Source organism: Kribbella sp. NPDC051770, from assembly GCF_040681455.1.
Classification (GTDB): domain Bacteria; phylum Actinomycetota; class Actinomycetes; order Propionibacteriales; family Kribbellaceae; genus Kribbella.
Map to the genome: position 1 here is coordinate 41,164 of NZ_JBFAYT010000009.1, position 14,234 is coordinate 55,397.

Sequence of the window (14,234 nt, forward strand, 5' to 3'; positions counted from 1 at the left end):
CGGCGGACGTCGTACCGGACTCGCAACGGCAGTGTCGTCATCACGGAAGGCCTGGGCGGCCGACCCGGTGCTGCCGGTCCGGGCACGTGCGTGCCCGGGCGGAAGAGACCTCCGGACCACCAGGTGCTGTCTGTCGTCGTCCGGAGGAACCGTCATGGTCTCTGTCATGTCCCCTGCCGTCTGGGTGCTCACGATCGTCGGGTTGCTGGCGATCGTCGCCTTCGACCTGATCGTGATCGCGCGCCGCAAACACACCGTCACGATCAAGGACGCCACCCGGTGGGTGCTGTTCTACATCGGTCTGGCGGCGCTGTTCGCGGTCGGCCTGTTCGTCCTCAGCCCGGGCGCCAGCGGTGGCGAGTTCGTCGCCGGCTACATCACCGAGTACAGCCTGAGCGTCGACAACCTGTTCGTCTTCGTGATCATCATGGCCCGGTTCGCGGTCCCGTCGCTGGCCCAGGACAAGGTGCTCTACATCGGCATCGTGGTCTCGATGCTGCTCCGCGCGGTCTTCATCCTGGCCGGTGCCGCCGCGATCTCCGCGGCCAGCTGGGTGTTCTACATCTTCGGCGCGTTCCTGGTCTACACCGCGGTGAAGCTGGCGCTCGAGGGCGAGAACGACGAGGACGACTTCCAGGAGAACGCCGTCATCCGCGGGATGCGCAAGGTCCTCCCGCTGACCCACGACTACGACGGCAGCAAGCTGGTCACCCGGGTCGACGGCAAGCGGATGCTGACCCCGCTGGTGATCGTCATCTCGGCGATCGGGATGGCCAACGTGATCTTCGCGCTGGACTCGATCCCGGCCATCTTCGGGCTCACCCAGGACGCCTACATCGTGCTCACCGCGAACGCGTTCGCGCTGATGGGCCTGCGCCAGCTGTACTTCCTGATCGGCGGCCTGCTGGAGCGCGTCATCTACCTGAACGTCGGCCTGTCGGTGATCCTGGCCTTCATCGGCGTCAAGCTGATCATCGAGGCGCTGCACGGCTCGCACATCGACGACATCGGCGCCATCCACCTGCCGCACATCGGGATCGCCACCTCGCTCGGCTTCATCGCCGGCACCCTGTTCATCACCACCGTGGCCAGCCTGATCAAGTCCGGCTACGACCGGCGCCGGGTGGAGGCCGAGGCCGACTGACCGCTGCCGGGGGAAGGCGCGTTTTCCCCCGTGATTCGCCCGGTTGATCCCCGTCTCCAGGGGTACCATCGAAGTGCCTGGCCCGGCCGTTCCCCCGTGATGGTCGGGTCAGGTCTTTGTCCGGACGAAGACCTGTCGCCGCGAGGCCCGAAGGACAGATGAACACGACCGAGTCCGCCGCCGGGTGGTCGCGCTTTCTCGCCGAGTGGGGAGTGGATTCGGCGCTCGCGCACCGGGAGCTGCTGACCGGCGGCCTGATCAACGAGAACTCGCTGCTGACCGAGGGCGACCGCCGGTTCGTCGTCCGGCGCTACCAGCGGACCAGGGAACCGGACGACATCGCGTACGAGCTGCTCGCGGTCGAGTTCCTGCGCGCCGCGGGCTTCCCGACCGCCGGCCCGGCGCGGTCGCGCGCATGCACCGCCTGACCTGGGAGCTGCGGCTGCCGGTACGACGTACTGAACGGGCCGACCCGCTGCGCAGAGTCGAGGAGTTCCTGGAGACCGTCCAGGGCTGGCACCGCCGGGAACTCGTTCCTGGGCTGGAAGAGCTCGTCACCGGACTGGCCGAGGTGGCCCCGCGGCTGCGGTCGATCCTGAACCGGGAGAAGGAGCTTCCGTCCGGGCCGAGCGGGAGGTGCTGCCGGGGTTGCTGCTGGTCTACGTCGCTGCCGGAGGTTGTGAGTTCCTCACCGGGGTCTGGGACCGCAAGGCCTTCGTCGACGGAGTGAGCGACAGCTACGCGGCGACGACCTTCCTGTCGATGCTCGGGGACGTGGCGTGGCAGCAGACGTTGCAGGACGCGTGCGTCGTCGCCGACGAGCGGTGACTGTCAGGTGACCGGCTGGATCGGCTTGCGGTAGCGCGGTTGCCGGACGTCTTCGCGGTAGCCGAGGGACTCGTACAACGCGACGCTGCCGCTCGGGTTCTCGGCCAGGGTCCAGATGCCGCTGGTGTGGATGCCGCGGTCGAGCAGTTGCGCGTGGTTGGTGCGCAGCAGCGCCGAGGCCAGGCCCTGCCGCCGGTACGCCGGACGCACGCCGACCCAGGGCGTGTCGGCGACACCTTCCTCGTCCTCGGCGCTGATCACCCAGCCGGCGAGCCGGTCGCTGTCGTACGCGAGGGTCCACAGCTCGTGATCGCCGAAGTCGTCCGCGGCCTCGCGCTCGAACTCCTCGAAGCTGTCCTGCACGTAGCCGAGGTCGCGGTCGGCGAACACCTCCGCGTTGGCCTCGAAGACCGCGCGGTGGTGATCGGGGGAGGCCGCTCTGAGTTCCAACCCACTCGGCAGGTCGACGAGCGGTGCGCCGTCGAGCTCCAGCGTGAGATGGACCCGGGTGAACGCGACCTGGTAGCCCGCCGCACGCAGCAGCGCCTCGACCGACGGGTCGTGCTCGCGGGTGTTGCCGCCGTACGAGGCCTGGCCGTCGGTGGGGTTGGCGGCGAGGTGGGCGCGGGCCTGCTCCTCCTGCCAGGCGAGGATCCGGCGGCCGTAGCCGCGGTCGCGGAAGACGGGCTCGACCCAGCCGAGCAGCAGGTACAGCCGGGTGCCGTCGGCCTCGTCCCACCAGCGCAGCGCCGTGCAGCCGACCAGGGTGTCGTTGTCGAGGGCAACGAATTCGGGGGTGAAGCCGGCCCGGACGGCGTCCACGCCGTCGGTCACCGCGAGCGGGCGCAGGTCCATGGGCGCCGATTATCCCGGTGCGGTGAGCGGTCTGCACCTGGATAATGAGGCGGTGTCTCCCGCTCAGCGCACCGCGCCGTACGACGTCGCCGCCCAGCTCGGTCTCACCGTCGCGAAGCTGGAGGGGATCCAGGGCACCGATCCGGGGGACGCGTTCAACGGCGTCTGGATCGTGTGGACGTCCGACGGCGACCGGGTGGTGCTGCGGCGGTACCACGTGCTGCGGACCCGGCAGGATCTGCTGTTCGAGGCGAAAGTCGTCGCGCGGCTCGCCGCGCGTGGCTGGTCGGTGCCGACCACGGTCGCCGGGCCGATCGAGTACGGCGAGCGGCTGTGGGCCGCGACGCGGTTCGTCGAGGGGACGGCGCGACACGAGGAAACGCCGGAGCAGCGCGCGGAGCGTGGCGCCGTGCTCGCGCAGCTGCACGCAGATCTCCAAGGTGTGGAGGATCCGCAGCGGGAGGGCTTCTTCCAGGGCTGCGACCTGGTGGCGATGGGCAACTTCCAGGGCTGGGACCTGGGCGTGACTGCTCTCCGCGAGATCCGGCCCGACCTCGCGGACCGGGCCGACCGCGCGATGGCCGGCGGCCAACAGCTCGTTGCCGAGCGCAACCTGCTCGGCCTGCCGCAGACCGTCGTGCACGGTGACTTCGCCGAGTGGAACGTGCACTTCGATCCGCTCGGCGTGATCGACTTCGACCTGGCCCACCAGGACAGCCGGAGCTGGGAGTTCGTGGTCGCGCGGGTGCACCGATCACCCGAACTGCTGACCAGTTACCAGCAGAAGGCGACCGAGCTCGGCATCCCGTTGTCGGAGCAGGAGATCGCGGCGATCGAGCCGCTGGAGCGGATCTTCCGGATCAACATGGTGATGGCCGAGCTCTGGAACGGCCGGCACAACGGTCAGTTCAACCTGCAGGAGATCGAGCACCAGCTGACGCGGACGGGGTGGTGAGATGCCGAGACTGAGTGAGCCCGCGCTGGCGCACGGCGTACTGGGGGAGCAGCCGGTGCTGAAGGGGCTGCGTCCCTGGCAGGTGGGAGACGCCCACGCGGTGCGGGAGGCGTTCGCCGACCCGGGTGTGCAGCAGTGGCACGTGCTGCGGATCGACGACGACGCCGAGGCGGTGGCGTGGATCGAGCAGTGGGCGGGCAGATGGGCCGCGGAGAAGGCGGCGAGCTGGGCCGTCGTGGGAGACGACGGCGAGGTCCTGGGGCAGATCGGCCTGCGACGCATCGAGCTGGACGAGGCGAAGGCGGACCTCTCGTACTGGATGTTGCCGGCGGCCCGTGGCCGAGGGGTCGCCGGGGGCGCCGTACGGACGCTGACGGACTGGTGCTTCGGGACGCTCGGGCTGCACCGGCTGGTGATCGCGCACTCGGTGCGCAACGAGCAGTCCTGCCGGGTCGCGACCAAAGCCGGGTTCGCGCTCGAGGGGACGCACCGAGACTCGATGCTGCACGCGGACGGGTGGCACGACGCGCACACCCATGCCCGGCTCAGCGGTGACTGACAAGTCCTGACATACTCGCCTCGTTTTGGCCGTTCACGAGTACGCCGGGAGAGTCATGCTGCGGATCATTCAGGTCGGGGCGGGGTCGATGGGCCGGACCTGGCTGCACACGCTCGCGAGCTCCGCCGACGTGGAGCTGGTCGGCCTGGTGGATCTCGATCTCGACCTGGCGCAGCGGGTCAGCGAGGACGAGCTGGCTGCGCTGGTCCCGGTGGCGCGCACGCTGACCGAGCTGAAGGACCTGACCGGCGCGGACGCCGTGGTCAACGTGACCGTGCCCGGCGCGCACAACGCGGTCAACGAGGAGGCGCTGCGGGCCGGCCTGCCGGTGCTCTGCGAGAAGCCGATCGCGCCGAGCGTCGCCGACGCGCAGTACATCGCGGGCGTCGCCGAGGAGACCGGGCAGCTGCTGATGATCAGCCAGTCCCGCCGGTACCTCAACCAGTTCACCGCGCTGCGGAAGGCGACCGCCGGGCTCGGCCGGATCGCCGGCGTTTCCTGCGAGTTCGCGAAGGCGCCGCACTTCGGCGGGTTCCGCGAGGAGATGCCGCATCCGCTGCTCGTGGACATGGCGATCCACCAGTTCGACTCGGCCCGGGCACTGCTCGGCGCCGATCCGGTCAGCGTGTACTGCGAGTCGTACAACCCGGGCTGGAGCTGGTTCGCCGGGGACGCCGCGGCGACCGCGATCTTCGAGTTCCCCGGCGGCGCGCGGTTCGTCTTCCACGGCAGCTGGGTGGCTCCGGGCCAGGAGACCTCCTGGAACAGCCGCTGGCGCGTGAGTGGCGAGCGCGGTACGGCGGTGTGGGACGGCGACGAGGCTCCGACGACCGGTGACCCGCTGCGTTCGGTGGAGGTCGGCGACGCCCCCGAGCAGACCGCCGGATCGCTGGCCGAGTTCGTGAACTGCGTGCGCACAGGTGCTTCTTCGCAAGCCGATGCGCGCAGCAACGTTCTTTCCTTGGCCATGGTGGAGGCCGCGGTCCGGTCGGCCGCCGAACGCCGCCGGGTCGAGTTCAGCGAGGTGCTGACCGGTTGATCGGCAAAGTCTTGACATAGTCGGGGAAAACCAGTTGACTGCGACATAGTTAACACCAGAAACAAACTGGTACGGACCGGAGGCCGCCGCTCGGCAGCCTCTGCGGCGTGCTGCCCGCACGACCCGGGATCCCGCGGTGCCACCGCCGGATCCCTTCGGCGTTCCCGGCCTCTCAGTTGCCGTCGGCAACTACTGGATCGCTGACAAAGCAGGGCTTTGCGAGCCCTTGGTCAACATCGGATATCGACCCGCGTGATGGCTCTTCCACAATGCCGGGTTCTGTGTCATTCTCCCGGAGAAGAGTTCCGAGATCCTATCGGATATCGGTTCCGCTGCAAACGGTGTGCAGGTCGTCACTGCCCGTGCAGGACCCGGCGATGCATGACCAGGAAGGGATTTCGCGAGTGAGTGGAACGATCGAGGTGAACCCCTCACCACCGGCGCCGGTGGTGAAACAGGCGGTGAGCGCCGCCGTCCGGCGGCCGACCCGGCGGGCCGCCGCGAGCCGGAGCTTCCGCCGGCACTGGCAGCTCTACCTGCTGATGGTGCTCCCGATCGCGTACTTCGTGATCTTCAAGTACGTCCCGATCTCGAACGCGGTGATCGCGTTCAAGGACTACAGCCCGATCAAGGGGCCGTGGGGCAGCGAGTGGGTCGGCTTCAAGAACTTCGAACTGTTCTTCCAGAACCCGGTGTTCTGGACCCTGGTGAAGAACACGTTCTACCTGGCCGCCTACACCGTGCTGGCCAGCTTCCCGATCCCGATCATCCTGGCCGTGGCGCTGAACGAGATCCGGGTCGGCGTCTTCAAGAAGACCGTGCAGCTGGTCACCTACGCGCCGTACTTCATCTCCACCGTGGTCGTGGTGTCGATGACGATCCTGGTGCTGTCACCGCAGCTGGGCTTCGTCAACGACGCGATCGGGCTGTTCGGCATCCCGAAGATCGACTTCCTCGGCAGCCCGGACTACTTCCGGCACATCTACGTCTGGTCCGACGTCTGGCAGACCACCGGGTACTCCGCGGTGATCTACCTGGCCGCGCTGGCCGGCATCGACCCGGCACTGCACGAGTCGGCCCGGATCGACGGCGCCACCCGGCTGCAGCGGATCTGGAACGTCGACCTGCCCGGCATCATGCCGACCGCGGTGATCATCCTGATCCTCGGCGTCGGCAACATCATGTCGATCGGCTTCGAGAAGGCCTACCTGCTGCAGAACCCGCTGAACCAGTCGACCGCCGAGATCATCGCGACCTACGTCTACAAGACCGGTCTGCTGAACGCCGACTTCTCGATGGCGACCGCGATCGGGCTGTTCAACTCCGTCGTCAACCTCATCCTGCTGGTGATCGTGAACTTCGTCGCCAAGCGGATCACCGGGAACGGACTGTGGTCATGAGCGTGACTCTGCAAGGTGCCGGCCGGGCCGCACGCAGCCCGCAGGGGTCGCGGCGGACCGCGATCGAGGAGACCCGGACCGACAAGATCTTCCTGCTCGGCGTCAAGATCATGCTCTGGATCGCGCTGATCGCGGTCGCGGTACCGCTGATCTACATCGTCGCCAACTCGTTCAGCAGCGCGTCGGCGGTGAGCGCCGGGCGGGTGCTGCTGTGGCCGATCGAGCCCAGCATCAAGGCCTACCAGGAGGCCTTCAGCGATCCGCTGATCATGAAGGGCTACCTGAACTCGTTCATCTACGCGATCGGCGGCACGCTGATCAGCGTCTCGCTGACGATCGCGATCGCCTACCCGCTGTCGCGCAAGTCGCTGTTCGGCCGCAACGTGATCATGAGCGCGCTGATCTTCACGATGCTGTTCTCCGGCGGCCTGATCCCGACGTACCTGGTGGTCCAGGACCTCGGGATGCTGAACACCCGGTGGGCGATGGTGATCCCGAGCGCGATCGGGGTCTGGCAGGTGATCATCGCGCGCACCTTCTTCCGCTCGACCATCCCCGACGAGCTGTACGAGGCGGCCACCCTGGACGGCGCGAGCGACCTGCGCTTCCTGTGGTCGGTGGTGCTGCCGCTGTCCAAGCCCGTGATCGCCGTGATCGCGCTGATGTACGCGATCTTCCAGTGGAACAGCTACTTCGACGCCCTGATCTACCTGAAGGACCCAGGTCTCTACCCGTTGCAGATCGTCCTGCGCAACGTGCTGATCCTGAACACGCTCTCCGGGTCGACCACCACCACGAACCTGGCCCAGCAGCTCGAACAGCAACAGCTGGCCAACGTCTTGAAGTACGCGCTCATCGTCATCTCGAGCCTGCCCGTACTGGTCATCTACCCCTTCGTCGCCCGCCACTTCACCAAGGGCGTGATGGTCGGCGCAGTCAAGGGCTGAAAAGCCCATCCAGAAAGGAAACACCGCAATGCGCTCATCAGTGCGCACGGTCACCGCACTCGTCGCGGCCGGCCTGCTCGCCACCCTGGCTGCGTGCAGCTCCGACAAGTCCGACGGAGCAGCCAACGAGACCACGGCCGACGGCAAGACGGTGATCGACGTCTTCACCCCGGCCGACCAGACCATGAACCTGGACACCAACGCGGTGACCAAGATCATGAGCGACAAGTTCAAGCTCCAGTTCCGCTGGCAGACCTCGACCTTCGACGCCGGGCCGGCCAAGGAGAAGCGGCAGATCTCGCTGGCCAGCGGCGACTACCCGGACCTGTTCTTCCTGATCCCGTGGGTCGACGGCTTCAGCAAGGCCGAGGTGCTCAAGCTCGGTCAGCAGGGCGTCGCGGTCCCGCTCGAGGACCTGATCAAGGAGAACGCGCCGAACATCCAGAAGTTCCTGGACGAGAACAAGGCGTACAAGGAGGAGTCGACGACTCCGGACGGGCACATCTACGCGCTGCCGCAGTGGGCCGAGTGCTACCACTGCAGCTTCCCGAACAAGCTCTGGATGAACTCGGCCTGGCTGAAGAAGCTGAACCTGCAGCAGCCGAAGACCCCCGAGGAGCTGCGCACGGTCCTCAAGGCGTTCAAGACCCAGGACCCGAACGGCAACGGCAAGGCCGACGAGATCCCGCTCACCGCGGACTCCCAGGACGGCACCCTGATCTCGTACCTGATGGGCGCCTACGCCTACCCGCCGGTCGGCGCGAACAACGGCGTCCAGGGCCTGATCACGCTGAACGGCGACAAGGTGGTCACGCCGCTGACCGACGCGAAGTGGCGCGAGGGCCTGAAGTACATCGCCTCGCTCTACAAGGAAGGCCTGATCGAGCAGGGCGCGTTCACCCAGAACGCGGCCGCGCTGCAGGCCCAGGGCAACGACCCGAAGGCGGTCCGGATCGGCTCCGCGTCGATGCTGCACCCGTACATCTTCGTCCAGTCCGACTCCAAGGACGGCCGGGACAAGCAGTACGACGCCGTCCCGCCGCTGACCGGCCCCGACGGGACCAGCTTCTCCGGCGAGCAGTACCTGCCGACGCTGAACTACACCTTCCTGCTGACCAACAAGGCCAGCAAGGAGGCCCAGGTCGCGGCGATCAAGATGCTCGACTACATCTTCACCGACGAGGGTCAGATCATCACCAACCTCGGCCCCGAGGGGGTCGGCTGGAAGAAGCCCGCCGCTGGTGACGTCGGGCTCGACAAGGACACCAAGCCGCTCTACAACCCGGTCCAGAACGCGCCGAAGAACCTGAGCTGGGGCGCGCTCGCGCAGTACCACAACGTGCTCGCCTTCCGGAACGCCCAGGTCACGCCGACCGACATGTACACCGGTGCCGGCTACGAGCGGCGGCTGTTCCAGGCCACCAAGCAGTACGACGGCCACGGCGACCGCGCGCAGGTCTACCCGCAGGCCGTGGTCTGGCCGGACCCGAGCCTGAGCGGTGAGCTGGCCACGCTGCAGACGAACCTGAACAACTACGTCACCCAGAACCAGCTGGCCTTCATCACCGGGTCGAAGAACATCGATACCGACTGGGACGCCTACGTCAAGGGACTGGACAGCACCGGGATGCCGCGCTTCCTGGAGATCAACCAGCAGGCCTACGACAAGTACAAGTCCGGCTCCAAGTAGTCGTTTCTGAAGCCCCCACCCGGCCGTGCCCGGGGAGCCACCGTTCTGGCTCCCCGGGTGCGGCCACCCCTCTGTTCGGCCCCGAAAGGATCTCCCGCATGTCGCACGAGCTGTGGTTCCGTACCCCCGCACCGGACTGGTTCGAGGCGTTGCCGATCGGCAACGGGCACCTCGGCGGGATGGTCTTCGGCCGTGTCGCCGACGAGCGGATCGCGCTGAACCTGGACGACGTGTGGTCCGGCGACGGACCGCGCACGCTGGACGTGCCGGACGGGCCCGCTGTGCTGGCCGACGTACGCCGGTTGCTGCTCGACGAGGGGGACCGGCTCGCCGCCACCGAGCGGACGCGAGCCTTGCAGGGGCCGCTGGTCGAGTCGTACCAGCCGCTGGGGGATCTGCTGATCACCGCTTCCGGGGCTGAGGTCGAGGACTATCGGCGCAGCCTGGATCTTCGGACCGGCATCGCCGCGATCGAGTACACCCAGGCCGGCGTACGGTTCCGGCGGGCGGCGTACGTGTCGGCGCCGGACCAGGTGCTGGTCTGGACGATCACCGCCGACGCGCCGGGCGCGGTCAGCCTGACCGCCGCGCTGACCAGCGCGCACCCGGTCGAGTCGTCCGTGGTCGACACCCGGACAGTCGGGATCACGGGCCGGGCGCCGTCCGACCTGACGATCGAGTACCGCGAGAGCCCGGACCCGATCCGGTACGAGGACGGCCGGGGGATCGGCTTCGGCGTCGTCCTGCGCGCGTACGCCGAGGGCGGCACGCTGAGCACCGGCGCTGAGGGGATCACCGTCGAACGTGCTGACTCGGTGACGCTCGTGCTGGCCGCTGCGAGCAGCTTCCAGGGCTGGTCGGTCGCGCCGGGACGCGAGCTGCCGCTGCCGGACGCCGTACGGCTGGTGGATGCCGTTGCCCCCGACAAGCTTCTGCAGCGGCACCTGGACGACCACACCGCGCTGTACGACCGCGCCGGGCTCACCCTCGGGACGCCGGTCGACCTGCCCACCGACGAACGGGTTCGCGCGGTCGGTGCCGGTGGCAACGACCCGGACCTGGCCGGGCTGGTCTTCGCGTTCGGCCGGTACTTGCTGATGGCATCGTCACGGCCCGGCACCCAGGCGGCCAACCTGCAGGGGATCTGGAACGCTGAGCGCCGCCCGATGTGGGCCAGCGACTGGACCAACAACATCAACACTCAGATGAACTACTGGCTCGCCGACGTCACCGGGCTGCGCGAGTGCTTCGACCCGCTGACCGACCTGCTCGAGGGTCTGGCCGCCTCGGGGCACGAGACCGCGCGAATCCTGTACGACGCCCCCGGCTGGGTCTCCCACCACAACGCCGACCTGTGGCGAGCCACCTGGCCGGTCGGTGCCGGCGGCGACGATCCGGTGTGGGCGATGGCCGCGACCTGCGGCGTCTGGCTGTCGGCGCATCTGATGGAGCACCACCGCTTCCACCCGGACGAAACGTGGCTGCGCGAGCGCGCGTACCCGATCCTGTCGGGTGCCGCCGAGTTCGTGCTGGCGATGCTGGTCGAGGACGGCGACGGGCGGCTGCAGTTCGTCCCGTCGACGGCGCCGGAGCACCACTTCCTGCTGCCGTCGGGGGAGAAGGCGTCGGTCGACCTGACCTCGACGTACGACCTGTGGCTGATCCGCGAGCTGTCCGCGAACCTGACCGAGGCGGAGACGGTGCTCGGGCTGTCGTCGGAGCTGGCTGCGGACTTCGCGAAGGCGGTCGAGCGGCTGCCCGGGATCGGGCTCACCGACGACGGCCGGCTGCTGGAGTGGCCGACCGACTGGCCGCCCTCGGAGTTCGACCACCGGCACCAGTCGCACCTGTACGGGCTGTACCCGGGCAACCAGATCGACCCGGCGCGGACGCCGGAGTGGGCGGACGGCGCACGAAAGTCGCTCGCGCTGCGGACCTCCGGGCGTCCGGCCGGTGGGTGGACGAGCGCGTGGTTGATCGCGCTGTACGCGCGGTTGTCGGAGCCGCAGAAGGCGGCTGACGTCGTGCGCGACTACACGTCGCGCCTGGTCGCCGGGAACCTGCTGCACCGCGACGGCGACATCTTCCAGATCGACGCGAACTTCGGGCTGACCGGCGCGATCGCCGAGCTGCTGATCCAGAGCCACACGGACGTCGTACGGGTGCTTCCGGCGCTGCCGGCGGAGTGGCCGGACGGCTCGTACCGCGGGCTGCGCGCGCGGGGTGGGCTGTCGTTCGACGTCACGTGGAGAAATGGCGAGATCACCGAGGCGAACGTCCAGGCGGACCGGTCCGGCACGTTCCGGATCGCCTTGGGAGCAACGGCGGAAGCGGCTGAGATCGAGCTGGCCGCGGGTGACCGGCGGCGTTTGGTGTGATGCACAACCAGATGAGGGTTGCCTAACCAAACTCGTGTAATGTCCGCTACGGATCAACCGCCTGAGAAGAGGACATGACATGAGGAGCCGATGGACCGCGGCCGTCGCGGGACTGGCCGTGCTCGGCCTGGCACTGGCCGGCTGCGGCAGCGACGACAAGTCGGCCGACACCGGCGTCGGTGACACCGAGGTGGCGACCGGCGGACGGCTGTTCTCCACCGCCGACGCCGAGACCGCGAAGCTCGGCTCGGACGCCGCCGACGGCGTCTTCCCGCGGACGGTCAAGCACGCGCTCGGCGAGACCAAGCTGGACAAGAAGCCCGAGCGGGTCGTCGTGCTGGACAGTGGCGAGCTGGACGGCGTACTGGCGCTCGGCATCACGCCGGTCGGCATGGCGACGACCGCCGGCCAGAACGGCGTACCGAGCTACCTGGCCGACAAGGCGCAGGGTATTCCGACCGTCGGCGGAGTCAGCGAGCTCAACCTCGAAGCGATCGCGGCGCTGAAGCCGGACCTGATCCTCGGCAGCAAGCTGCGCGCCAACGACCTGTACGCCAAGCTGTCGGCGATCGCGCCGACCGTGATGAGCATCCGCCCCGGCTTCCCCTGGAAGGAGGACTTCCTGCTCGTCGCCGACGCGCTCGGTGAGGAGGCCAAGGCGACCGGGCTGCTGAACGACTACCAGAAGCGCGCCACCGAGGTGAAGGGCAAGGTCCAGGGCTCGCCGACGATCTCGCTGGTCCGCTTCCGCCCGGCCGAGATCCGGCTCTACGGCAACCTGTCGTTCATCGGCGTGATCCTGAAGGACATCGGCCTGCCGCGGCCGAAGGTGCAGGACATCCAGGAGCTCGCGCTGGAGGTCTCCCAGGAGAACATCGGCCAGGCCGACGGCGACTGGATCTTCTACTCCAGCTACGGCAAGCCGGAGACCACCGCGGAGAACACGGTCGTCAACGGGACGCTGTGGAAGTCGCTCGGCGGCGTGAAGTCCGGGCACGTGCAGCGGGTCAACGACGAGGTCTGGTTCCTCGGCCTCGGGCCGATCGGTGCGCAGGCGACGCTCGACGACCTCGAGAAGTACCTGTCCGCCAAGAGCTGATCCGTCAGTCCGGTACGCGTCCGCGGTCGTTCACCGCGACGTGCGGCGCGTACCGGCGTACGGCGTTCTCCAGCTCCTCGAAGGACAGCGTCCTGGTCAGCAGGCTGCTACCGGGCCAGTCGCAGGACGGGCCCCAGTTCTTCGACAGTCGCGGCAGCTCGGCGTCCGGGACCTTCTGCACGATCAGGTACGACGACCAGGTCTCGTCGTCCTCGCCGTGCACCTCCCGGCGCTCGACCCGGCAGATGCCGTGCACCTGGTCCCAGGGCAGCTTCTGCGGCTGGTCGCCGCCGAGGTAGACGCCCTCGCTGTCGATCGCGAGCAGGATCTCGGTGCTGTCGGCCTCGTGCCGGGACTCCGCGGTGGTGACCCAGCCGACGCCGAGCAGCACCGGCAGGCCGACCGCGAAGATCAGCGGCATCCCGCCCAGCGACAGCCAGACGGTCTCGAGCGGTTCACGGATCGGCTCATTCCGCGCGAGCGCGACGACGACGCAGCCGAGCGTGAGGGCGATCATCAGCGCGAAGACCACCAGGCCGACGTACAGGAGTCCGGCAGTGCTCTCCCAGCGGCTCTTGCGCACCACGAAGGACGGTGGCGGCTCGGTCTTCGTCATAACCGCATTGTGTGCGTTGCCGGGGTCGCGCACCAGCCCCCAGGCGCGTCGCCCGAGCGGCCGGTACGCCGCCGCTCAGGACTTGCCGGGGCGGGCGCGGACCAGCAGCGTGCTGGTGGCGGTCGCGACCAGGTCGCCGGCCGCGGTCTTGACGTTGCCTTCGGCAAAGATCACCGAGCGGCCGGGTTTCACCACCCAGCCGGTACCGATCAGCTCACCGGTGTCGGCGAGCACCGGGCGCAGGTAGTTCACCTTGATCTCGACCGAGGTGTAGCCGACGCCGGCCGGCAGCGTGGTGTGCGCCGCGCAGCCGGTCACCGTGTCCAGCAACGTGCAGACCAGACCACCGTGCACCATGCCGATCGGGTTGTAGACCGCGTGCGACGGCGTACAGCTGAAGGCGACCTTGCCGAGCTCGGCGCTGACCGGGCCGAACTGCATCAGCACCGCGATCGGCGGCGGCGGAATCGTGCCGTCGGTCAGTCCTTGCATGAACTCGAGACCGCTGAGGCCGGCGTGGTCGGCCAGCACCTGCTCGGGATCGGTCCACTGGAACGTCTGCTCACCCATGGTCTGAATAGTAGACTCAGCCCGGTCCTTTCGGTCGGGCGGTCCTCCGATCGGCGGCTCGCGGCGCCGGGTGCGGGCGGGCTGCGTCCTTCCAACGGATGAATTACCCGCGCCTTACGTGTCACGGACTTTGGTCCTGACCCGGTCTCCGTAA

The 14,234-nt window shown here is 68.4% G+C and carries 14 protein-coding genes; 11 read left to right on the plus strand and 3 right to left on the minus strand.

The features are described from left to right. The first annotated feature begins 166 nt into the window (after positions 1-166). The 3 genes from AB0M01_RS27455 to AB0M01_RS27465 all read left to right on the plus strand — a co-directional run bounded on the left by AB0M01_RS27455 (position 167) and on the right by AB0M01_RS27465 (position 1,972). Positions 167-1,144, plus strand: a complete 978-nt coding sequence (locus AB0M01_RS27455; RefSeq protein ID WP_363674406.1) for a TerC/Alx family metal homeostasis membrane protein — start codon at positions 167-169, stop codon at positions 1,142-1,144. A 158-nt stretch (positions 1,145-1,302) separates the two neighbouring features. Then, the gene (locus AB0M01_RS27460) at positions 1,303-1,572 is read left to right on the plus strand and encodes a phosphotransferase (protein ID WP_363674408.1); all 270 of its coding nucleotides are present in this window, start codon (positions 1,303-1,305) and stop codon (positions 1,570-1,572) included. Positions 1,573-1,780: 208 nt separating this feature from the next. After that, a complete protein-coding gene (locus AB0M01_RS27465; protein ID WP_363674410.1) occupies positions 1,781-1,972 on the plus strand; it encodes a hypothetical protein in 192 nt (63 codons plus the stop codon). A 3-nt stretch (positions 1,973-1,975) separates the two neighbouring features. On the opposite strand, the gene AB0M01_RS27470 is transcribed toward AB0M01_RS27465, so the two are convergent. After that, complete coding sequence (locus AB0M01_RS27470) at positions 1,976-2,827, minus strand: GNAT family N-acetyltransferase (RefSeq protein WP_363674412.1); 852 nt, start codon at positions 2,825-2,827, stop codon at positions 1,976-1,978. Positions 2,828-2,879: 52 nt separating this feature from the next. Between AB0M01_RS27470 and AB0M01_RS27475 the strand changes: the two genes are divergently transcribed. From AB0M01_RS27475 to AB0M01_RS27510, 8 genes are all read left to right on the plus strand, one after another. Continuing rightward, positions 2,880-3,782, plus strand: coding sequence for a phosphotransferase (locus AB0M01_RS27475; protein ID WP_363674414.1), 903 nt, complete (start codon positions 2,880-2,882; stop codon positions 3,780-3,782). 1 nt (position 3,783) lies between these two features. Further along, positions 3,784-4,341: a GNAT family N-acetyltransferase gene (locus AB0M01_RS27480; RefSeq protein ID WP_363674416.1), complete on the plus strand. Its 558-nt coding sequence runs from the start codon at positions 3,784-3,786 to the stop codon at positions 4,339-4,341. A 55-nt stretch (positions 4,342-4,396) separates the two neighbouring features. Continuing rightward, positions 4,397-5,380 (plus strand): Gfo/Idh/MocA family oxidoreductase, encoded by a 984-nt coding sequence (locus AB0M01_RS27485; RefSeq protein ID WP_363674418.1) that lies wholly within the window; start codon positions 4,397-4,399, stop codon positions 5,378-5,380. A 404-nt stretch (positions 5,381-5,784) separates the two neighbouring features. After that, positions 5,785-6,780, plus strand: coding sequence for an ABC transporter permease subunit (locus tag AB0M01_RS27490; RefSeq protein ID WP_363674420.1), 996 nt, complete (start codon positions 5,785-5,787; stop codon positions 6,778-6,780). Next, positions 6,777-7,727, plus strand: a complete 951-nt coding sequence (locus tag AB0M01_RS27495) for a carbohydrate ABC transporter permease (protein ID WP_363674422.1) — start codon at positions 6,777-6,779, stop codon at positions 7,725-7,727. Before AB0M01_RS27490 ends, AB0M01_RS27495 begins: the two co-directional genes overlap by 4 nt. A 28-nt stretch (positions 7,728-7,755) precedes the next feature. Continuing rightward, complete coding sequence (locus AB0M01_RS27500) at positions 7,756-9,417, plus strand: ABC transporter substrate-binding protein (RefSeq protein ID WP_363674424.1); 1,662 nt, start codon at positions 7,756-7,758, stop codon at positions 9,415-9,417. A 98-nt stretch (positions 9,418-9,515) separates the two neighbouring features. Next, positions 9,516-11,795 (plus strand): glycoside hydrolase family 95 protein, encoded by a 2,280-nt coding sequence (locus tag AB0M01_RS27505; RefSeq protein ID WP_363674426.1) that lies wholly within the window; start codon positions 9,516-9,518, stop codon positions 11,793-11,795. A gap of 79 nt (positions 11,796-11,874) precedes the next feature. After that, complete coding sequence (locus tag AB0M01_RS27510; protein ID WP_363674427.1) at positions 11,875-12,894, plus strand: iron-siderophore ABC transporter substrate-binding protein; 1,020 nt, start codon at positions 11,875-11,877, stop codon at positions 12,892-12,894. A gap of 4 nt (positions 12,895-12,898) precedes the next feature. Here AB0M01_RS27510 and AB0M01_RS27515 read toward each other — a convergent pair whose 3' ends face one another. Next, positions 12,899-13,510: a hypothetical protein gene (locus AB0M01_RS27515; RefSeq protein WP_363674429.1), complete on the minus strand. Its 612-nt coding sequence runs from the start codon at positions 13,508-13,510 to the stop codon at positions 12,899-12,901. A 75-nt stretch (positions 13,511-13,585) separates the two neighbouring features. Continuing rightward, on the minus strand, positions 13,586-14,080 hold the full coding sequence (locus AB0M01_RS27520; protein WP_363674431.1) for a PaaI family thioesterase: 495 nt from the start codon (positions 14,078-14,080) through the stop codon (positions 13,586-13,588). Between the last annotated feature and the right edge of the window lie 154 nt (positions 14,081-14,234).

Coding starts and splice junctions, on each gene's coding strand:
- AB0M01_RS27455 (WP_363674406.1), top strand. CDS start 167: ATGTCCCCTGCCGTCTGGGTGCTCACGATCGTCGGGTTGCTGGCGATC.
- AB0M01_RS27460 (WP_363674408.1), top strand. CDS start 1,303: ATGAACACGACCGAGTCCGCCGCCGGGTGGTCGCGCTTTCTCGCCGAG.
- AB0M01_RS27470 (WP_363674412.1), bottom strand. CDS start 2,827: ATGGACCTGCGCCCGCTCGCGGTGACCGACGGCGTGGACGCCGTCCGG.
- AB0M01_RS27480 (WP_363674416.1), top strand. CDS start 3,784: ATGCCGAGACTGAGTGAGCCCGCGCTGGCGCACGGCGTACTGGGGGAG.
- AB0M01_RS27485 (WP_363674418.1), top strand. CDS start 4,397: ATGCTGCGGATCATTCAGGTCGGGGCGGGGTCGATGGGCCGGACCTGG.
- AB0M01_RS27495 (WP_363674422.1), top strand. CDS start 6,777: ATGAGCGTGACTCTGCAAGGTGCCGGCCGGGCCGCACGCAGCCCGCAG.
- AB0M01_RS27500 (WP_363674424.1), top strand. CDS start 7,756: ATGCGCTCATCAGTGCGCACGGTCACCGCACTCGTCGCGGCCGGCCTG.
- AB0M01_RS27505 (WP_363674426.1), top strand. CDS start 9,516: ATGTCGCACGAGCTGTGGTTCCGTACCCCCGCACCGGACTGGTTCGAG.
- AB0M01_RS27510 (WP_363674427.1), top strand. CDS start 11,875: ATGAGGAGCCGATGGACCGCGGCCGTCGCGGGACTGGCCGTGCTCGGC.
- AB0M01_RS27515 (WP_363674429.1), bottom strand. CDS start 13,510: ATGACGAAGACCGAGCCGCCACCGTCCTTCGTGGTGCGCAAGAGCCGC.
- AB0M01_RS27520 (WP_363674431.1), bottom strand. CDS start 14,080: ATGGGTGAGCAGACGTTCCAGTGGACCGATCCCGAGCAGGTGCTGGCC.